A 20,759-nucleotide genomic window follows, 5' to 3' on the forward strand; every position below is an offset into this window, starting at 1 on the left:
GTTCGCGTCGCTCGGCAGATGGAACCTGTCATGACCGATAAATCGGAAATCTTCCCGGTTCGCGGTGCAGGGTCGACCATCTGTGTCAGCCCGAATTCCCCGCGGAGCAGGCCGTGACCGAAGTGCTGACCATGGGTCGAGTCGGGGTGGACGTCTATCCACTTCAGGTGGGCGTTTCCCTGCGTCACGTCGAGACGTTCGGGAAATACCTGGGCGGAAGTCCCACCAATGTGGCCGTGGCCGCCGCGCGGCTGGGGCGGTCGAGTGCGGTGATCACCAGGACCGGCGCGGACCCGTTCGGCGAGTTCATCCACGACGCGCTTCGCGAATACGGCGTGGACGACCGGCACGTCACCCCGGTCGCCCACCTGCCGACCCCGGTGACCTTCTGCGAGATCCACCCGCCCGACCATTTCCCGCTCTACTTCTACCGATTCCCCAAAGCCCCCGACCTAGAGATCCACCCACACGAACTGGACCTCGCGGAGATCGCCTCGGCTGACCTGTTCTGGACCACCATGACCGGGTTGTCCCAGCAGCCATCCCTCGACGCGCACTATGCCGCCTGGAACGCCCGAGGTCGCCGAACCCACACCGTCCTCGACCTGGACTACCGCCCGATGTTCTGGAGCGGCCGCAAAGACGCCCAAGAACGGGTGAAGGACGCGCTCCGGCACGTGACCGTCGCCGTCGGCAATCTCGACGAGGTAGAGGTGGCGACCGGCACGCGGGAGCCGTACCAGGCGGGGGTGGCGCTGCTGGCGGCGGGGGTGACGCTCGCGGTGGTCAAGCAGGGCGGCGGTGGGGTGCTGGGGATGACCGCGGACGAGGTGGTCGAGGTGCCGCCGGTGCCGGTCGAGGTCGTCAACGGGCTGGGCGCGGGCGACGCGTTCGGCGGCGCGCTCTGCCATGGGCTTCTCTCGGGCTGGCCCCTGGCCAGAACCCTCCGGTACGCGAACGCGGCCGGATCCATCGTGGCCGGCCGGCTCGCGTGCGCTCCCGCCATGCCGACCGTCGCGGAAATCGAGCACGCCCTCGGAGAGGCCTCACATGCGTGATCAGGACTACCGCGACCTGCTGGAACTGCGCGCCTGGCAGCCCCAGCGGGTGGCGGAGGCGGCGTCCGCCCGGCGGCGGCGTCCGTTGCGAGCCACCGGGCGGCAGTTGCTGATCATCGCGGCCGACCATCCGGCGCGGGGGATGATCGGGGTCGGAGCACGTCCGACCGCGATGGCGAATCGGGTGGAACTGCTCGATCGGCTGGCGACCGCGCTGTCCCGGCCCGGCGTGGACGGAGTGCTCGGCACGCCCGATGTGCTGGAGGACCTGCTGCTGCTCGGGCTGCTGAACGACAAGATCGTCATTGGGTCGATGAACCGCGGCGGGCTGCAGGGCACCGCGTTCGAGTTCGATGACCGGTTCACGGCATATACGCCCCAGGCGATCGCGGGGATGGGTTTCGACGGCGGGAAGATGCTCTGCCGGATCGGGGTCGACGATCGGGCGACCGCCGACACGCTGGCCAACTGCGCGCAGGCGGTCACCGAACTGGCGGAACGCGGACTGATGGCGATGGTCGAGCCGTTCTGGTCCCAGCTGGTGGACGGCGTGGTGAAGCACGATCTATCGCCAGAAGGGATGATCCGGGCGATCTCCGTGGGCCAGGCACTCGGGGCCACCTCTGCGCGAACCTGGCTGAAAGTCCCGGTGGTGCCGCATATGGAGCAGATCATGACAGCCACCACCCTGCCGACGCTGCTGCTCGGCGGGGATCCCGTGCACGCGCCCGACGAGGTGTACGCGTCCTGGAGCAAGGCGTTGCGATTGCCGCAGGTACGCGGGCTCGTCGTCGGACGCGCCCTGCTCTACCCGCCCGATGACGACGTGACCGCCGCCGTCGACACGGCCGTGGGCCTGCTGGAGGAGACGTGACCTATATTCCGTTCGGTACGGCCGGCGCGGGCCCCTGGGCGGTGGAGATCACACCGGAATCCGCCGGTTGGACCTACTGCGGCCTGCGGATCGCCGACGGTCCCGTGGAGTTCGAGACCGGCGACCAGGAGATGCTGGTCCTTCCGCTTTCGGGGTCGTTCGACGTGGTCGCGGACGGGGTGAACATCTCGCTGCACGGTCGGGAGTCGGTGTTCGCCGCGGTGAGCGACTTCGTGTACCTGCCGATCGGGACCAGCGTCACGATCACCGGGCAGGGGCGGGTCGCGTTGCCGTCCGCGCGCGCGACCCGGCGTCTCCCGGTCCGGTACGGCCCCGCCGCGGACGTTCCCGTCGAAGTGCGCGGAGCGGGTCAGGCCAGCCGGCAGGTGAACAATTTCTGCGCGCCCGGCGCGTTCGACTGTGATCGGCTGGTGGCCGTGGAGGTGCTGACGCCGGAGGGCAACTGGTCGTCGTACCCGCCGCACAAACACGATGAGCTGTCCGAGTGCGAGGCGGTTCTGGAGGAGATCTACTACTTCGAGGGCGGGCCCGGGTATCAGCGGGTGTACGGCACGCATGAGGTGCTGGCCGAGGTTTCGTCCGGGGATGTGGTGCTTGTCCCGCATGGGTATCACGGGCCATCGATGGCCGCGCCCGGGTATGACCTGTATTACCTGAATGTGCTTGCCGGTCCCGCTGACGAGAGGTCCATGGCGTTCTGTGATGATCCGCGGCATGCGTGGATCCGGGCGTCGTGGGCCGATCAGGCGGTCGACCCGCGGGTACCGATGACGAAGGCGGCTCGATGAGACTCACCGTGGCGCAGGCGCTCCTGCGATTCCTGGCGAACCAGTGGTCCGAACGCGATGGCGTGGAACGTCGGCTGATCTCGGGCGTTTTCGGAATTTTCGGGCATGGGAATGTGGCGGGGATCGGGCAGGCGCTGGCTGAGCGGGGGGCGGGGATCGGCGACGCGTTGCCGTACTATCTGGCCAGGAACGAGCAGGCCATGGTGCACACGGCGGTGGGGTACGCGCGGACGTTGGATCGGCTGTCCACGTTCGCGTGCACGACGTCGATCGGGCCTGGGGCGACCAACCTGGTCACGGGCGCGGCGCTGGCGACGATCAATCGGATTCCCGTGCTGCTGCTGCCCGGCGATGTCTTCGCGACCAGGGTCGCCAATCCGGTGCTGCAGGAGCTGGAGGATCCACGGTCCTTTGACGTTAGCGTCAACGATGCGCTGCGGCCGGTTTCTCGGTTCTTCGATCGCATCAATCGGCCGGAGCAGCTGCCGTCGGCGCTGCTGGCGGCGATGCGGGTGCTCACCGATCCGGCCGAGACCGGCGCGGTCACGCTGGCGCTGCCGCAGGACGTGCAAGCCGAGGCGTGGGACTGGCCGGAGGAGCTGTTCGCCCGGCGTGTCTGGCATGTCGCCCGGCCCGTGCCGGAACCGGCCGCGCTGGAACGGGCCCGCACCCTGCTCAGGAGCTCGCGCCGCCCGCTCATCGTCGCCGGTGGCGGGGTCATCTACAGCGGCGCGTGCGCCGAACTCGCCGAATTCGCGGAGGAGTACGGCGTTCCGGTCGCCGAAACCCAGGCGGGCAAAGGGTCCCTGCGCCACGACCATCCGTGCAACGTCGGCGCGATCGGACACACCGGAACCGCCGTCGCCAACGCGCTCGCCCGCAAAGCCGACCTGGTCATCGGCATCGGCACCCGCTACAGCGACTTCACCACCGCCTCCCGTACGCTCTTCGGCCAGGCCAGGTTCCTGAACGTGAACGTGGCCGCCTTCGACGCCGCCAAACACGCGGGCACCATGCTGGTGGCGGACGCGCGTGAGGCGTTGCGGGTGCTTGGGCCGGATGGCTGGCGTGCCGGGTGGACGTTCGAGCGGCCGGAGCGCGCCGTGCTGGAAGGGTTCACGCAGGCCGTCGTGCTGGACGCGGTCAACGACGCGGTGGGGGAGGACGGCGTCGTCGTCAACGCGGCCGGATCGATGCCCGGCGACCTGCATCGGGCCTGGCGGGCGGCCGGGCCGCACTCCTATCACGTCGAGTACGGCTACTCGTGCATGGGCTACGAGATCGCGGGCGGTCTCGGGGTGAAGCTCGCCGCGCCGGAGCGCGAGGTGTTCGTGCTGGTGGGGGATGGGTCGTACCTGATGATGGCGCAGGAGATCGCCACCGCCGTGCAGGAAGGCGTCAAGCTCATCGTGGTGCTCGTCGACAACCATGGGTTCGCCTCGATCGGGGGGCTTTCGGAGGCGGTGGGGGCTCGGCGGCTTGGCACCGCGTATCGAGCTCGCGGGGCTTCTGGGGGGCTGGACGGGGAGTTGCTTCCGGTGGATCTCGCCGCGAACGCCGCCAGTCTGGGGGCGGACGTGTTGCGCGCCGGAGATCGCGCCGAGCTCGTTTCCGCGCTGGTCAAGGCGCGGGAGGCGATGCGGACTACCGTTGTGTACGTCCGGCCGGAGACCGGGTCCGGCGTTGGAGCGAGCGCGTGGTGGGATGTGCCGGTCGCCGAGGTCGCCGAGAATCCAGAGGCTCGCGAGGCCAGAGTCCGATACGAGGAGGCCAAGCGGGAGCAGCGGATCTATCTCTGAATCCAGGCTGTGGCCTCGGCCAGAGGGGGACGAAGCGGAGCAGCTGGACGTATCTGTGAATCTCGGCTTCGGCCCGAGGAGGCCACTCGCGAGCCGCTGGATTACCCCTGAATCCGGGCTTCGGCCTCGGCCCAGTCGCCGCCTTGCGGTTGGTAGTGCTTCAGGTCCTGGGTTGCCGCGACCAGTGCGCGCATCTCGGGCAGTCCGCCGATCTCGCCTGCCGCTCGTGCTTGCACGAGAACGTTGCCAAGTGCGGTGGCCTCGGTCGGACCCGCCACTACGGGCAGGCCGCATGCGTTCGCGGTCAGCTGGCACAACAACGTGTTCCGGCTTCCGCCGCCGACCAGGTGGATCACGTTCACCCGGTGCCCGGACAGCGCGATCGCCTGGCGTATGGCCATTCGGTGTCCGAGGGCCAGGCTTTCCAGGACGCATCTCACGAAGCCCGGCAGATCCCCGGGCGCTTCCTGGCCGGTACGGCGGCATTCCGCCGCGATCCGGGCAGGCATATCGCCCGGCGGGAGAAATATCGGCATATCGGGGTTGACGATCGCGGCGAACGGGCGGGCCTGGGCGGCTGCGGCGAGCAGGGGGCCGAGCTCTGGGTTACCCCACGTCCGCAACGACTCCTGCAGCAGCCACAATCCCATGACATTCCGCAGATATCGAACAGTCCCGTCAATCCCGGCTTCGTTCGTGAATCCGGCCTCCCGGCTTTCGTCCGTGAGGACGGGCGCAGGCAACTCCACCCCGGCCAGCGACCACGTGCCGCACGAAATATACGCAAAATCCGGATCTGTCGCAGGCACGGCGACCACAGCCGACGCGGTGTCATGCGAAGCCACCGCCGTCACTTTCCCCATCCAGCCGATCTCCTCGGCCACCTCTGCCCTCAGCCTGCCGGTCCAGCCGGTCTGCTCGGCCGTCAGTCTGCCGGTCCAACCGGTCGGCTGACCCACTTCGGCCCCTCGCATTTCGGCCCCGCTGGTGTGCTCGGCCGTCGGTCTGCCGGTCCAATTGGTCGGCTGTTCCGTTTCGGCCCACAGCTTTCCGGTCCAACTGGTCTGCTTGGCCGCATCGGTCCGCGCCCCGCCGATTCCGGTCTGTTCCGGCAAATCCCGGCCGAACTCTGCTGGGTTGCCGGGTAGCCGCAGAGGCGGAAAGAGCTTCGACGGCAGTCCGAGTCGGTCTATCAGTGGATATGCCCAGCTCTGGGTCCTGACGTCCAGCAGTCCGGTTGTGGACGCGTTGGTGAGTTCGGCGCCGATCTCACCTGTCAGCCAATAGCTCAGCAGATCCGGGATGAGGAGCATCGTCTCCGCGTCCTCCAACTGATCCGCCAGCAGCTGGTAGACCGTGTTGAACGGCAGGAACTGCAATCCGGATATGTCGTACATATCCGCTGATGTGATCTCGGCGAGTACCCGCTCTCGCACGCCGTTGGTCCGGGCGTCCCGATAGTGCACGGGGTTCCCGATCAAGGCTCCCCGGGCGTCGATCAGTCCGTAGTCGATGGCCCAAGAGTCGATTCCGATCGAAGCCGTTGGCCCGGCGGCGCGCAGGCCGTACAAGATTTCGCGGTAAAGGCCGAGGATGTCCCAGTGCAGCGTGCCGTGTACCCGCACCGGGCCGTTCGCGAATCTATGGATTTCGGTCAGGCTCAGGCCGTTGTCGAGATCGCCGGCCATCACCCGCCCGCTGGAGGCGCCCAGGTCGACCGCCGCGAACCTGCTCACCGGGTGGACTCCCGGATCACCAGCTCCGGCTGGAACATGATCTGCTGGTGAGCATGCGTGTCTGGATGATCGCATTCGTCCAGCAGGAGTTCGGTCGCCACCCGCCCCAGCTGATGCGTCGGCTGCCGGATCGAGGTCAGCGACACGGCCGACGCCGCCGCGAAATCGATGTCGTCGTACCCGATCAGCGCCACGTCGTCCGGCACCCGGATCCCCGCGTGCGTCAGCCCGCGCAACATGCCGAGCGCGAGTAAATCGTTCGCACAGAAGATCGCGTCCGGCAGGTCCCCCTCCGCGATCATCTTGGCCGCCGCCTGCTGACCCGCGCGGGGCGTCATCGCGGCCATCTCGATCACCCGCAGTTCCGCCCCGCCCAGGGCGCGCTCGGCTCCGGCCCGGCGGTCGATGCACTGGCGGATGGTGAGCGGGCCGGTGACGTACGCGATCGAGGTCGCGCCGCCGGAGCGCAGGTGGGTGACGGCGGTCGTGCCGCCGGCGATGTCGTTGACCGCGACCGAGCACTGGTCGGGGCGATGCGCGGGATGGTCGACCAGGACGACCATGATGCCGCGTTCGCGCAGCCGGTCCAGCCGGGTCGGATCCTCGTCCGACGGGGTGATCAGCACGCCGCGCACCCGCTGCTCGGCCAGCACGAGCAGGTTGCGCTCCTCCTTGGTCCGCGATCCCGCCGAATTGCTGAGAATCACCGCGTAACCGAGATCGCTGGCCACCTCCTCGACCCCCGCCGTGACGTCGGTGAAGAACGGGTTGCCGATGTCGATCACGGACAGGCCGATGGTCTTGCTGTGTCCGGCCCGCAGGGTCGCCGCGGAGCCGTGCCGGACGAATCCGAGTTCCCGCACCGCCGCTTCGACCTTCGCCCGGGTCGCCGCCGACACCTTCTCCGGCCGGTTGAGCACGTTCGAGACCGTGCCCGGCGACACGCCTGCGTGCTCGGCGACGTCCCTGATGCCCACGGGGCTATGCATAAGGCTTGATTAAAACGTAACAACGGTCCTGCAGGCAAGAACAGCCCCTGGTCGGCTGGGCCTGTCGCGAGAAATCGCACCTTAACCGGCTATTGACGGTCCGGAAACACTGACCTACTCTCCTCCACAACTTTGAAACGTTTTTCTAAGTCGGGAGGGGCTCATGGCCGACACGCCGCCGCCCGTGCTGGCGCTCCGAGGGGTGAGCAAGTCCTTCGGCGCGGTACGCGCGCTGCGTGAGGTCTCCCTGGCACTGCCCGCCGGAGAGGCGCACGCGCTCGCGGGCGAGAACGGCGCGGGCAAGTCCACCCTGGTGAAGATCCTCTCCGGCGTGCACCGGCCGGACGCGGGCCAGATCCTGCTGGACGGCGAGCCGGTCGAGTTCCACGGCCCCGCCGACGCGCAGGCCGCCGGGGTGGCGGTGATATACCAGGAGCCGACGCTCTTCCCCGACCTGTCGGTGGCCGAGAACATCTTCATGGGCCGCCAGCCGCGCGGCCGGCTCGGCAGGATCGACCGGCGGGCCATGCGTGCCCAGGCCGGGGCCCTGTTCGCCCGGCTCGGCGTGCCGCTCGACCCCGAGCAGCCCGCCCGCGGCCTGTCCATCGCCGACCAGCAGCTGGTCGAGATCGCCAAGGCGCTCTCCCGGGACGCCCGCGTGCTGATCATGGACGAGCCCACCGCCGCGCTGTCCGGCACCGAGGTCACCCGGCTCTTCGGCGTGGCCCGCTCGCTCCGCGACCAGGGCTGCGCGGTCCTGTTCATCTCGCACCGGCTCGACGAGATCTTCGACCTCTGCCAGCGGGTGACCACGCTCAGGGACGGCGGGTACGTCGCGGGCGACCTCATCGCCGACATCACCCCCGACGACCTGGTCCGGCGCATGGTCGGCCGGGACCTCGACGCATTGTTCCCCAAGCAGGACGCCGTCCCCGGCGAGGTGGCACTCCAGGTACGGCGGCTGACCCGCGAGGGCGTCTTCACCGACATCTCCTTCGAGGTCAGGCGCGGCGAGATCGTCGCCCTGGCCGGTCTGGTCGGCGCGGGCCGCAGCGAGGTCGCCCGCGCGGTCTTCGGCATCGACCGCTGGGACGCCGGTTCCGTCGAGATCGCCGGCCGCCGCCTGCGCCCTGGCAGCCCGACCGCCTCCATGGCCCTCGGCCTGGCCTTGGTCCCCGAAGATCGCCGCCAGCAGGGCCTGGTCATGGACCTGTCGATCGAGCGCAACATCGCCCTGCCAGGTCTCGCCGAAGTACGGCACGGCCCGCTGATCTCCCGGGCCGCGGAACGGCTGCGCGCCGCCGACTGGGCGCAGCGGCTCCAGCTCAGGCATCGGAGCCTCGCCGACGCGGTGGACGTGCTGTCCGGGGGCAACCAGCAGAAGGTCGTGCTGGCGAAGTGGCTGGCCAGGCGGCCGTCCGTGCTGATCGTGGACGAGCCGACGCGGGGGATCGACGTGGGCACGAAGGCGGAGGTGCACCGGTTGCTGTCCGAACTGGCCGTGGGCGGGATCGCGGTGCTGATGATCTCCTCCGAGCTCCCGGAGGTGCTCGGCATGGCCGACCGCGTCCTGGTCATGCACGAGGGCCGCCTGGTGTCGGAGATCCCTCGCGAATCCGCGACCGAGGAAACAGTCATGGCTGCCGCAACAGGAAGGGCTCCGTCATGACGGATATGTCGCCTACGGCGGTGGAGGCCTATCGAGGCTCGCCGGTCGGGGGCTCGGCCGTGAGGCGCCCGGATATGCGGGCGTCTTGGGTGTGGCCACCAGAGGTGCCGACGTCTGGAGCTCAGGTGTTTAGGGCGGCGTCCTTTGAGATGCGTGTGTCTTGGGTGGGGCCTTCTGAGGTGCTGGCGTCTGGGGCGCGGGTGTTTAGGGCGGCGTCCTTTGAGATGCGGGTGTCTTGGATGGGGCCTTCTGAAGCGTCGTTGTCTGGGGCGCGGGCGTTCTGGGTGGGGCCGTTTGAGATGCGGGCGTCTGGGACGCGGGCATACGGGGTGCCGAGTCGTGGATCGTGCGGTTTTGGAGGGGGAGGAGCGTGACCATTACCGCGAAACGGTCCGGGACCGTGCTCCGGAATGGCGGGCGCGGGCTGGTCGATCGGGTGGCCCGCGTTCGGGAGCTGGGCATCGTGATCGCCCTCGCTGTGCTGTTCGGCGTGACGGGGGCGGTCAACCCGCAGTTCCTGGGACTGGACAGCCTCCGCGACATCCTGCTCAACTCCTCCATCATCGCGATGCTGGCGGTCGGCCAGACACTCGTAGTGATCACCAGAAACGTGGATTTGTCGGTCAGTTCGGTGGTCGGGTTGTCCGCGTTCGGGGGCGCTCTGATCCTGGCCGAGAATCCTGGCCTGCCGATCGTGGTCGTCGTCGCCGGGTGCGTCCTGCTCGGCGCGGCCTGCGGCGCGATCAACGGCCTGCTCGTCGGCGCGGCCAAGGTTCCGGCCCTGGTCGCCACCCTCGGCACCTTGTACGCCTTCCGCGGCATCGACTACGCCTGGGCGGGCGGCCTCCAGGTCAACGCCGCCGACATGCCCGAATCATTCCTCTCGCTAGGCTCCGGATCGCTCCTCGGGTTTCCGCTGCTCGCACTGGTCGCGATCGTGGTGCTCCTGGCCGTCGGCTGGATGTTGCGCAACCTGCGCTCCGGCCGCGAACTGTACGCGATCGGATCCAACCCGGCGGCGGCCGTACTAGCCGGAATCCCGGTGCGAAAGCGCGTCATCACGGCCTTCGTCGCGAGCGGGGCACTGGCCGGACTCGCCGGAGCCATGTGGGCGGCCAGATTCGGCACCGTCGACGCCGGAGCCGCCACCGGCAAGGAACTCGACGTCATCGCCGCGGTCGTCGTCGGCGGCGTGGCCATCTTCGGCGGCAGCGGCACAGTGTACGGCGCTGCCCTCGGCGCCCTCCTCCTCACGGGAATCAGCAGCGCCCTGGCCGTACTCCGCGTCGACGCCCTAGCCCAAACCGCCATCAACGGCGCATTGATCATCGCGGCCATCGTCCTGGACCGCCTCCTCGCGCTCCGCGTCGCCGCCACTCTCCGCCGAAGGAGACATCGCGATGCCACCTGATCCCACAGACTCCACCGCCCCGGCCGACCTGGCCGACTCCGCGCCTCCCGCTCCCGGACATATGGCGATGCCCGCTGATCCCGCAGACTCGGCTGCCCTGACCGACCCCGCGTCTCCCTCTTCCGGACATGACGCGAGTCCCGTTGATTCCGCCGCTCCGGTTGACCTGGCCGCCTCGGCTCCTCCCGCCTCCGGGCATGCGGCGGTGCCCGCTGATCCCGCAGACTCGGCTGCCCCGGCTGATTCCGAGCTCCCCGCTGTTGCCATGGTCACCGGTTCTGGAGGCGGCGGGATCTCGGCCTCCTTTTCCCCGGCGGCCCTGTTCCACCGGTGGGAAGGCCTGATCCTTATCCTGCTTGTCGCGGTGACGACCTGGGCCTCGCTTGGCGTGGACGGCTTCGCCAACAGCTCGAACGTGTCTTTTCTCCTGCTGGACGTGACCGAGATCGCGCTGATGGCGCTGACCATGACATTGGTCATCGTCGCCGCTGAGATCGACCTGTCGGTGGCCTCCACGCTTGGCCTGTCGTGCGCGGTTCTGGGATGGCTGTGGAACGCCGGGCTCCCGATTGAGGCGATCATGCCGATCTGTCTGGTCGCGGGCGGGTTGTGCGGCGCGTTCAACGGATTCCTGGTGACCAGGCTCGGACTGCCGTCGCTGGCCGTCACGATCGGCACGTTCGCCCTCTATCGCGGCCTGGCCTACGTGATCCTCGGCGATCAGGCGGTAGCCGATCTCCCGCCCGCCTACACCAGCCTGGCCGGATCCACCCTGGGCCCGATCCCGGTTGCGACGCTGCTGGTCGCGGTGCTGGCCGTCCTATTCGTGGTGATCCTGCACTTCACCTCGCTCGGCCGGTCCATCGTCGCCCTCGGCTCCAACGAAGAGGCCGCGTTCTTCTCCGGAATCCGGGTCAAACGCATCCGATTCTGGCTGTTCGTCGCCTCCGGCGCGATGGCCGCCCTCGCCTCCCTGATCTTCACATTCCGGTACGCCTCCGCCCGGGCCGACAACGGCGCCGGCCTGGAGCTGGCCGTCATCGCGGCCGTCCTGCTCGGCGGGGTGTCGATCTTCGGAGGGCGCGGCACCCTCCCCGGCGTGCTGATGGCGGTGCTGCTGCTCGGCGTGGTGCGCAACGCGCTCATCCTCGCCGACGTCGCCAACGAAGTCCTCAATTTCGTGACGGGCCTGCTGCTCGTCGCGTCCGTGCTGGCGCCGAATCTCGGGGCGGTCTGGCGGCGGCGCACCTCACCACCACTCGAAGGGAAATCGGCACCATGACTACGCGAAACGTGTGGCGCCCCCTGGCGCTCGTAGCCGGTCTCGCCCTGCTGGCGACCGCCTGCGGCGGGACCACCAGGGACGATGTGGCCCAGCAGGCGTCCGCCTCGGCCGCCGCGCCCGCCTCCTCGGCGGCCGCCGACCCGAACGCCCCCATCAAACCCGGACTGAAGATCGCCTTCCTGCCCAAGCAGGTCAACAACCCGTACTTCACGATCGCCAACGGGGGCGGTATCGAAGCGGCCAAGGAGTTCGGCGGCGAAGGCAAGGAGGTCGGCCCGTCCGAGGCCAGCGCCTCCTCCCAGGTCTCCTACATCAACACCCTGATCCAGCAGAAACAGGACGCCATCGTCATCTCCGCCAACGACCCCAACGCCGTCGTACCCGCCCTCAAGCAGGCCAAGGACGCCGGGATCAAGGTCGTCAGCTACGACTCCGACACCGCGCCAGAAGGCCGCGACCTGTTCGTCAACCAGGCCAGCGCCGAAGACCTCGGCCGCACCGAAGTGCAGCTGCTGGCCGAGCAGATCGGCCACAAGGGCAAGATCGCCATCCTCTCGGCGACCCCGAACGCGACCAACCAGAACACCTGGATCGAGTTCATGAAGGACGAGCTGACCAAACCCGAATACAAGGACATGGAACTCGTCAAGGTCGCCTACGGCAACGACGAGGACCAGAAGTCCTTCACCGAGACCCAGGGCCTGCTCCGCGCCTACCCCGACCTGGCCGGCATCATCTCCCCGACCACCGTCGGCATCGCCGCCGCCGCGCGCTACCTGTCCGACTCCTCGTTCAAGGGCAAGGTCAAACTGACCGGCCTCGGCACCCCCAACCAGCTGCGCAAGTTCGTCAAGGACGGCACCATCGACGGCTTCGAACTGTGGAGCCCCGGTGACCTCGGCTACCTCGCGTCGTACGCCGCCGCCGCGCTCGCCTCCGGCCAGATCAGCGGCGCCGAAGGCGAGAAGTTCAAGGCCGGGAAGCTCGGCGAATACACCATCGGCGCGAAGGGCGAAATCCTGCTCGGCAAACCCACGGTGTTCACCAAGGACAACATCGACGACTTCGACTTCTGACGATTCCGATGGCCCACGCTCAGGCTCGTGAAAGGACCTCATGGAACGCGTCTGCTTCCTGCTGAAGGTGCGGCCTGAGCGGCTGGCCGAATACCGCGAACGCCACGCCGCCGTGTGGCCCGACATGCTCGACGCGCTCCGCGCGACCGGGTGGCGGAACTACTCCCTCTTCCTCCGCGACGACGGCCTGCTGGTCGGCTACCTGGAGACCGACGACTTCGCGCTGGCCCGCTCGGGGATGGCGGCGACGTCGGTCAACGCCCGCTGGCAGGCCGAGATGGCGCCGTACTTCGAAGCCCTCGACGGGCGGCCGGACGAGGACATGCGACCACTGACCGAGGTTTTCCACCTTGACTGAATCGGGGATGACTGTGGATATAAAGGCCCAGTTGAGAGCGCAGCACATCGAGACTCCTTCCTGGGCGTACGGGAATTCGGGCACCCGGTTCAAGGTGTTCGCCCAGCGTGGCGTGCCGCGCGATCCGTACGAGAAGATCGCCGACGCGGCGCAGGTGCACCTGTTCACCGGCGTCGCGCCCACGGTCGCCCTGCACATCCCGTGGGACCGCGTCGACGACTACGCCGACCTGGCCCGGCACGCCCGCGAGCTCGGCGTGGGCATCGGCGCGATCAACTCCAACGTCTTCCAGGACGACGACTACATGCTCGGCAGCGTCACCAACCCCGACGCCCGGGTTCGCCGCAAAGCCATCCAGCACTTGCTCGACTGCGTCGACATCATGGACGCCACCGGCTCCGACACGCTCAAACTCTGGTTCTCCGACGGCATCAACTACCCGGGCCAGGACGACATCCGCGCCCGCCAGGACCGCCTGGCCGAGGCCCTCACCGAGGTCTACGCCCGCCTCGGCCCGTCCCAGCGATTCCTGCTCGAATACAAATTCTTCGAACCCGCCTTCTACGCCACCGACGTCCCCGACTGGGGCACCGCCTATGCCCACTGCCTCCGTCTCGGCCCTCAAGCCCAGGTCGTCGTCGACACCGGCCACCACGCGCCCGGCACCAACATCGAGTTCATCGTCGCCTTCCTGCTCCGCGAGGGAAAACTCGGCGGCTTCGACTTCAACTCCCGCTTCTACGCCGACGACGACCTGATGGTCGGCGCCGCCGACCCCTTCCAGCTCTTCCGCATCATGTACGAGGTGATCCGCGGCGGCGGCTACACCTCCGGCATCGCTTTCATGCTCGACCAGTGCCACAACATCGAACCCAAGATCCCCGGCCAGATCCGCTCCGTCATGAACGTCCAGGAAGCCACCGCCAAAGCCCTCCTGGTCGACCGCGCCGCCCTCGCCAACGCCCAAACCGCCGGCGACGTCCTAGCCGCCAACGCCGTCCTGATGGACGCGTACAACACCGACGTCCGCCCCCTCCTGGCCGACCTCCGCCAGGAAATGTCCCTCGCCCCCGACCCCATGGCCGCCTATGCCGCGTCCGGCTACCCCGAGAAAATCGTCACAGAACGGGTTGGCGGCGCTCAGGCAGGCTGGGGTGCGTGACCATCTCGATCGGATGAGTGCGGCACCCTGGCAGGCTGGAGTGCCTGGGCTTCCCGGTCGGATGAGTGGGGTCGGCGCCACTCATCCGACCGGGATCCGGCACCACTGTGACCCCGCCCCCGTTCGGGTTGGAAGTCTCGACCGATGCCGTCCTCTCCCGGCGGGACCTACCGGACGAGCGGACGTTCGTTCCCGCCTGTCCAGGGTGATGTCGCTCGGTTCTCTATTTAATGATCAAGTAAGGAGACGGGATGAACCCCGCCGTTGAGGAACTGCTGAGCCGAGCCCATGAACTTGGGGCGGATCCCCGCAATACCAATTACGCGGGCGGGAACGCGTCCGCCAAGGGAATGGCGACCGATCCCGTCACCGGTGGTGAGGTCGACTTGATGTGGGTCAAAGGATCAGGTGGCGATCTTGGCACGCTAACGGAATCCGGGCTGGCCGTGTTGCGGCTTGATCGATTGCGGGCGCTAGTCGATGTGTTTCCTGGGGTCGAGCGTGAGGACGAGATGGTCGCCGCCTTCGACTTCTGCCGGCACGGTCTGGGTGGTGCGGCGCCGTCCATAGACACGGCGATGCACGGACTGGTGGACGCGCCTCACGTCGACCACCTGCATCCCGACGCGGGAATAGCCATCGCCACCGCCGCCGACGGTCCGGCCCTGACTCGGACGATCTTCGGCGACCGGGTGGCCTGGGTGCCGTGGCGGCGCCCAGGATTCCAGCTCGGCCTGGACATCGCCGCCATCCGCCGCGACAACCCGGACGCCATCGGCGTCATTCTCGGCGGCCACGGCATCACCGCCTGGGGCGACACCTCCGCCCAGTGCCAGCACAACTCTCTGGAGATCATCCAGACCGCGAGCGCATACCTCACCCAGCACGGCCGCCCAGAACCCTTCGGTCCCACGCTCTTCGACCCCCTCCCAGAAGCGACCAGACGCGAACGCGCGGCCGCCTTGTTTCCGCTGGTCAGAGGACTGGCCAGCACCGACGCCCCGATGGTAGGCCACCTCACCGACAATTCTGAGGTCCTCGACTTCCTGTCCCGGGCAGAACACCCCCGCCTGGCCGCCCTCGGCACCTCATGCCCCGACCACTTCCTCCGCACCAAGGTCGCCCCCCTGGTTCTGGACCTGCCCCCCGACGCCCCCCTCGACGAGGCGATCGCCCGCCTCCGCGAGCTGCACGCCGCCTACCGCGACGCGTACGCCGCCTACTACCAACGCCACGCCACCCCGGCCTCCCCGCCGATGCGTGGCGCCGACCCCGCCATCGTCCTGATCCCCGGCGTCGGCATGTTCTCCTTCGGCCGCGACAAACAGACCGCCCGCGTCGCCGGCGAGTTCTACGTCAACGCCATCAACGTCATGCGCGGCGCCGAATCCGTCTCCTCGTACGCCCCCATCGACGAATACGAGAAATTCCGCATCGAATACTGGGACCTCGAAGAGGCCAAACTCCGCCGTATGCCGCCACCCCGCCCCCTCGCCACCAGGGTCGCCTTCGTCACCGGTGGCGGCTCCGGCATCGGCGCCGCCACCGCCCGCCGCCTCTCCGCCGAGGGCGCCTGCGTCGTCATCGCCGACCGCGACCTCACCGCCGCCGAAAAAGTAGCGGCGGAACTGGGCGAATCCGCGATAGCCGTCCAGGTGGACGTCACCTCAGAGGAGGAGATCACCGGCGCCGTCCGCACCGCCGTCCTCGCCTTCGGCGGCATCGACCTGGTAGTCAACAACGCCGGCCTCTCCCTGTCCCGCTCCCTCCTCGACACCACCGCCGCCGACTGGGACCTCCAGCACCAGGTAATGCCCCGCGGCTCCTTCCTCGTCTCCCGCGAAACCGCCCGGGTCATGATCGCCCAAGCCATGGGCGGCGACATCATCTACATCTCCTCCAAGAACGCCGTCTTCGCCGGCCCCAACAACCTCGCGTACGGCGCCGCCAAAGCCGACCAGGCCCACCAGGTCCGCCTCCTCGCCGCCGAACTGGGAGAACACGCCATCCGCGTCAACGGCATCAACCCCGACGGCGTAGTCCGCGGCTCCGGCATCTTCGCCTCCGGTTGGGGCGCCAACCGCGCCGCCGTCTACGGCATCCCCGAAGACCGCCTGGGCGAGTACTACGCCCAGCGCACCCTCCTGAAGAAGGAAGTCCTCCCCGACCACATAGCCCAAGCCGTCTTCCTCCTCACCCAGCTGACCCACACCACCGGCCTCCACATCCCCGTGGACGCGGGAGTATCTGCGGCATTCCTCCGCTAGGCGGGTGCGCGCCGCCCATGAGGCCCGACCCGATTCCCCGGCGAGGCTGTCGTGCGGACGGCGCAGGTGCGGCCGGTGAGGGTGACAAGCAGGATCTGCGGGCCGGCTGGTATCTCATGACGGTGCGTCTCGCCGTGGACGCGGGAATGTCCGCAGCCTCCCACCAGCAATGCGATCTTGGGATCAGCGGATGTGTTCGGCACTCGCTTTGCTGCGTACTCAACGGTGATGCCAGCAGCTCACCGCATGAAGGAGGAATTGCGCTGGCGCGATCCCGCCTCCCAGGGGTGGTGAGATCGATATGTGAACTCCGTGGGGTGATGGGAAGCTGCTCGGACAGTTATCCACAGGTTGGATCCAGGTGGGTTGGCGGTCTCGTAGGGTAGGCGGGTGATTTCCCCCGAGGGCGTGGCCGTGGAAGACGTCGAGGCGTCGGATCCCACGGCGAGTGCCGCCACCCACGTGCTGCGGAAGATCTTCGGCTACGACTCCTTCCGGGAGGGACAACAGGAGATCATCGAGCATGTCGTAACCGGTGGGGACGCGCTCGTGCTGATGCCGACCGGTGGTGGAAAATCGCTCTGCTACCAGATTCCGGCGCTGGTCAGAGACGGCGTTGGAGTGGTGATCTCGCCCCTCATCGCGCTGATGCAGGATCAGGTCGACGCCCTGACGGCGCTTGGTGTGCGAGCGGGCTTCCTCAACTCCACGCAGGGGATCGACGAACGTCAGGCGGTCGAGGCGTGCTTCGTCGCGGGCGAGATCGACTTGCTGTATCTCGCGCCCGAGCGCCTGCGGGTGGACGCGACCCTGCGACTGCTGGAGCGGGGGAAGATCTCACTCTTCGCCATCGACGAGGCGCACTGTGTCGCCCAGTGGGGGCACGATTTCCGGCCGGATTATCTGGCTCTGTCCACGCTCCACGAGCGCTGGCCCAGCGTGCCCAGGGTCGCGCTGACCGCGACCGCCACCCCGGCCACACACGCGGAGATCGCCGCCCGCCTGAACCTGGAGAACGCCCGCCACTTCGTCGCGAGCTTCGACCGCCCCAACATCGAATACCGCATCTCCCCGAAGAACGAGCCTCGACGCCAGCTCCTCGACCTCCTGCGCAACGAGCACCCGGGCGACGCGGGCATCGTCTACTGCCTGTCCAGGGCCTCCGTCGACAAGATCGCCGAATTCCTGACCCAGAACAACATCCCCGCGTTGCCGTACCACGCGGGCCTGGACGCCCGGACCCGCGCCGCCAACCAAGCCCGCTTCCTGCGCGAAGACGGCCTCGTCATGGTGGCCACAATCGCCTTCGGCATGGGCATCGACAAGCCAGACGTCCGCTTCGTCGCCCACCTCGACCTGCCCAAATCCGTCGAAGGCTACTACCAGGAAACCGGCCGCGCCGGCCGCGACGGCCAGCCGTCCACCGCCTGGCTCGCCTACGGCCTCCAAGACGTCGTCCAGCAACGCCGCATGATCGAAACCTCCGAAGGCGACGACACCCACCGCCGCCGCCTAGGCACCCACCTCGACGCCATGCTCGCCCTCTGCGAAACGATCGACTGCCGCCGAGTCCGCCTCCTCGACTATTTCGGCCAGAAAAGCTCCCCCTGCGGAAACTGCGACACCTGCAAAACCCCGCCGGAATCCTGGGACGGCACCATCCCCGCCCAGAAACTCCTCTCCACTGTCCTCCGACTCCACCGCGAACGCCGCCAGAAATTCGGCGCCGGCCAAATAGTCGACATTCTCCTAGGCCGCAAAACCGACAAGGTCCTCCAGCACGACCACGCCTCCCTCACCGTCTTCGGCATCGGCACCGAACTCCGCGAATCCGAATGGCGCGGCGTGATCCGCCAACTCCTGGCCCAAGGCCTCCTCACCGTAGAAGGCGACTACGGCACCCTGATCCTCACCGACGCCAGCGCCGACGTCCTCCGCGGCAACCACCAGGTCCTCCTCCGCCGCGAACCCGAACGCAAACCCTCCCGCTCCTCCTCAAAGTCCGACCCAAAGACCCCCACCACCCGCCTCCAAGCCTCCGACCTCTCCGAAACCGCCCAAGCAATCTTCGAAAACCTCCGCACCTGGCGCGGCGCCACCGCAAAAGAACAAGGCCTCCCCGCCTACATCATCTTCCACGACGCCACCCTCCGCGAAATAGCCACCCGCACCCCCACCACCCTCACCGAACTAGGCCAAATAAGCGGCATCGGCGAAAACAAACTAGCCAAGTACGGCCAACAAGTCCTCGACGTCCTCCACCCCCCACAATCCGACCAAACCACCGAACTCGCAGAGTCGGACTAGAAACACCACTCGTTGCATGGCGTCGAGGATAGATTCCCCCGCGGCTACGCAGCCCGAAGAGCACAGGTTTCCTAAACCTGGTGTTGTGGGTTCGATTTCTACCGGGGGTATCCACCGAAAATGCCCGTGACCTGCACGAACGATGGTCACAGGCGCTTCTTCGCGTCCGGCGATCAACGGCTGTCAGCCGCTGCTTGCGGTTGATCCATCCCAATGCTTGCCCAACGATCACTCGTCTGACAGGGCCTCCGAGATACGCCGCCGCACTGCCGCGTCCTGTCCGACGATGCACTTGGCGCAGATCTGGCGTACGCACCAACACCAACGTCGCTTCTCCGCCGGGCCCGGGACCACACGACCAAGCCGAAGCGGCACCAGCACGTTAAGGCACCAGACGCCGCTTCGCACAGCTAGCGGACCTGTGCCCAGGCCGTACAAGATCGGCGGCCACAAGCACCTTACTAAAACGAGATACCACGGCATCGATGCGAGACCGGGCCGTGATTAAGCCCTGACCCATGCCACGGATTCGCGTGCCACCATGAAATAGCGTGAAGAGCGCGTCGTTCTAAGAAACGAACGATACGGGGAATTCTAGCGTCTACCACTCGCGAGAAGGAAGGACGTTTCGATGGTTAGCCTATTCCAGAGGAAATCACGGAATAACCCCGATGGCCTTACTGAGCCGACTCGATTGCCGCAGCGATGGGTCCTAATCTTCACTGTGGCTGTAGCCGCAGGCGTAGCGATCGGGCTTTCCACAGCAAATCTGGCGACGGGAGTGGGCGTCGGCACGGGCATCATGGCCCTTCTGCATTCGGTCATGGACTGACGCGCGTCCACGTAACAGCCAGACGCTTCGACTCCGGGGGTGATTGCCAAGGGTCGCGTGTCGAAGGTGGCTGCTTCGGTGCTGTGGGAAATGAGATCTTGAAATCGTGACCACGCGCTTCGTACCCATTGGGAATCGGCTGTGGTGGTCACGATGATGGCGGTTTTGGCAAGACGCGTGCATGTCTGGGCGGGGGCCGCGGTGACGGCCGCAGCGGTGACCGGTATGGGTATCTACCTCGCGACGGTGGGGCCTGGACAACGCCGACAAGCTGGCCAGCGTGATCGGGGCACTGGTCGGCCAGCCCGCCGGAACGCCCATTGCGGAGCGCATCCGAACGGGCTACGACGCCAGCGGTCGACCCGTCCGGGTTATGGTCTCCGTGCTTCCGGGCGACCGACACGTCATGGTGTACGAACTGGACGCCACGTGAGCGCGCCCGAGTTCTACGTCGACGACCTGTTCGCCGACGACCCCTTGACACGCCTCCGCACCTATCCCGGCCGAATCCCCCCGACGTCTGGCCTGTTCGCCGACGGCCAGTTCACCCGCCTCGACGTGGTCGATGGAGAGCCGGCCGAAGCGTGGGTGCTCGACACCGACCTCGGCCGCCTGGACGACCACCTCGACCAGCTCGGCGCTGCGCCGATGTCCGAGCGGTACCGCGTGATCGCGGTCAGCTTCAACGCCGCCCCTAGCCAACTCCACCGCAAGTTCGTCAACCACGCCGTTCGGCCAGTCACCCCCTTGACCCTGGCCGACGTCACAGGCATCGGCCCCGGCGTGCCAACTCACATCAATCGGAACGGCTATGTCCCCGCCGTCCCTATCGCCGTACCCGGTGAGACCTCACGCTTGTTCGTGCTGTGGCTCGACGAGCCACAGCACGAAATTCTCGACGCCACCGAACGCAACTACGACCGGCGGCTTCTCCCCTCGACGACTTCCCCGTGGTGCTGACCTCGGGTGTGCCGCTCCCGGCCTGTTTCGTGTACGTCGGCAAGCACGGCTACCTCAGCGACGAGAACGGCCAGGTCCCTGCCTACACCGGCAGGGGCTGTTTGCTGTTCCAACGCGGAGGGCGGGCGCCCTAGCTCGGCAAGCGCGGCGGCACGCTCCTGCGCCGC

Annotated in this window: 15 protein-coding genes and 1 tRNA gene; 14 read left to right on the top strand and 2 right to left on the bottom strand. The window is 67.7% G+C overall.

The window, feature by feature from the left end; all coding sequences use genetic code 11:
- Nucleotides 1–113: 113 nt before the first annotated feature.
- The 4 genes from iolC to iolD are packed head-to-tail and all read left to right on the top strand — an operon-like array spanning nucleotide 114 to nucleotide 4,540.
- Nucleotides 114–1,058, top strand: a complete 945-nt coding sequence (gene iolC, locus Amac_RS31330) for a 5-dehydro-2-deoxygluconokinase (protein ID WP_246268834.1) — start codon at nucleotides 114–116, stop codon at nucleotides 1,056–1,058.
- On the top strand, nucleotides 1,051–1,932 hold the full coding sequence (locus tag Amac_RS31335) for a Cgl0159 family (beta/alpha)8-fold protein (RefSeq protein ID WP_155358029.1): 882 nt from the start codon (nucleotides 1,051–1,053) through the stop codon (nucleotides 1,930–1,932). Before iolC ends, Amac_RS31335 begins: the two co-directional genes overlap by 8 nt.
- The gene (gene iolB, locus Amac_RS31340) at nucleotides 1,929–2,741 is read left to right on the top strand and encodes a 5-deoxy-glucuronate isomerase (protein ID WP_155358030.1); all 813 of its coding nucleotides are present in this window, start codon (nucleotides 1,929–1,931) and stop codon (nucleotides 2,739–2,741) included. The genes Amac_RS31335 and iolB overlap by 4 nt, the downstream gene beginning before the upstream one ends.
- Entirely contained in the window at nucleotides 2,738–4,540 is a 1,803-nt protein-coding gene (iolD, locus tag Amac_RS31345) for a 3D-(3,5/4)-trihydroxycyclohexane-1,2-dione acylhydrolase (decyclizing) (protein WP_155358031.1), read from the top strand. The genes iolB and iolD overlap by 4 nt, the downstream gene beginning before the upstream one ends.
- A 101-nt stretch (nucleotides 4,541–4,641) precedes the next feature.
- On the opposite strand, the gene Amac_RS56545 is transcribed toward iolD, so the two are convergent.
- On the bottom strand, nucleotides 4,642–6,228 hold the full coding sequence (locus Amac_RS56545) for a rhamnulokinase (RefSeq protein WP_246268840.1): 1,587 nt from the start codon (nucleotides 6,226–6,228) through the stop codon (nucleotides 4,642–4,644).
- A gap of 44 nt (nucleotides 6,229–6,272) precedes the next feature.
- Nucleotides 6,273–7,253 carry a LacI family DNA-binding transcriptional regulator gene (locus Amac_RS31360; RefSeq protein WP_246268836.1) on the bottom strand — a complete coding sequence of 327 codons (981 nt, stop codon included), beginning with the start codon at nucleotides 7,251–7,253 and terminating at the stop codon, nucleotides 6,273–6,275.
- Nucleotides 7,254–7,428: 175 nt separating this feature from the next.
- On the opposite strand from Amac_RS31360, the gene Amac_RS31365 reads away from it, so the two are divergent.
- The 10 genes from Amac_RS31365 to Amac_RS31410 all read left to right on the top strand — a co-directional run bounded on the left by Amac_RS31365 (nucleotide 7,429) and on the right by Amac_RS31410 (nucleotide 20,592).
- Nucleotides 7,429–8,934 carry a sugar ABC transporter ATP-binding protein gene (locus Amac_RS31365; RefSeq protein WP_155358033.1) on the top strand — a complete coding sequence of 502 codons (1,506 nt, stop codon included), beginning with the start codon at nucleotides 7,429–7,431 and terminating at the stop codon, nucleotides 8,932–8,934.
- Between the two features lie 370 nt (nucleotides 8,935–9,304).
- Nucleotides 9,305–10,345: an ABC transporter permease gene (locus Amac_RS31370; RefSeq protein WP_246268838.1), complete on the top strand. Its 1,041-nt coding sequence runs from the start codon at nucleotides 9,305–9,307 to the stop codon at nucleotides 10,343–10,345.
- Entirely contained in the window at nucleotides 10,335–11,627 is a 1,293-nt protein-coding gene (locus tag Amac_RS31375) for an ABC transporter permease (protein ID WP_246268839.1), read from the top strand. The genes Amac_RS31370 and Amac_RS31375 overlap by 11 nt, the downstream gene beginning before the upstream one ends.
- Nucleotides 11,624–12,706 carry a rhamnose ABC transporter substrate-binding protein gene (gene rhaS, locus Amac_RS31380; protein WP_155358034.1) on the top strand — a complete coding sequence of 361 codons (1,083 nt, stop codon included), beginning with the start codon at nucleotides 11,624–11,626 and terminating at the stop codon, nucleotides 12,704–12,706. Before Amac_RS31375 ends, rhaS begins: the two co-directional genes overlap by 4 nt.
- A 40-nt stretch (nucleotides 12,707–12,746) precedes the next feature.
- Nucleotides 12,747–13,064 (top strand): L-rhamnose mutarotase, encoded by a 318-nt coding sequence (locus Amac_RS31385; protein ID WP_155344406.1) that lies wholly within the window; start codon nucleotides 12,747–12,749, stop codon nucleotides 13,062–13,064.
- 7 nt (nucleotides 13,065–13,071) lie between these two features.
- Nucleotides 13,072–14,226 (top strand): L-rhamnose isomerase, encoded by a 1,155-nt coding sequence (gene rhaI / locus Amac_RS31390; RefSeq protein ID WP_155358035.1) that lies wholly within the window; start codon nucleotides 13,072–13,074, stop codon nucleotides 14,224–14,226.
- Nucleotides 14,227–14,477: 251 nt separating this feature from the next.
- Nucleotides 14,478–16,493: a bifunctional aldolase/short-chain dehydrogenase gene (locus Amac_RS31395; RefSeq protein ID WP_155358036.1), complete on the top strand. Its 2,016-nt coding sequence runs from the start codon at nucleotides 14,478–14,480 to the stop codon at nucleotides 16,491–16,493.
- 414 nt (nucleotides 16,494–16,907) lie between these two features.
- Entirely contained in the window at nucleotides 16,908–18,800 is a 1,893-nt protein-coding gene (gene recQ, locus Amac_RS31400; protein ID WP_155358045.1) for a DNA helicase RecQ, read from the top strand.
- A 34-nt stretch (nucleotides 18,801–18,834) separates the two neighbouring features.
- Nucleotides 18,835–18,914 (top strand) — tRNA-Arg (locus Amac_RS31405).
- A gap of 1,147 nt (nucleotides 18,915–20,061) precedes the next feature.
- The gene (locus Amac_RS31410) at nucleotides 20,062–20,592 is read left to right on the top strand and encodes a hypothetical protein (RefSeq protein ID WP_155358037.1); all 531 of its coding nucleotides are present in this window, start codon (nucleotides 20,062–20,064) and stop codon (nucleotides 20,590–20,592) included.
- Nucleotides 20,593–20,759: the final 167 nt, after the last annotated feature.

It is taken from the genome of Acrocarpospora macrocephala, assembly GCF_009687865.1.
In the GTDB taxonomy this organism is placed as follows: Bacteria; Actinomycetota; Actinomycetes; order Streptosporangiales; family Streptosporangiaceae; genus Acrocarpospora; species Acrocarpospora macrocephala.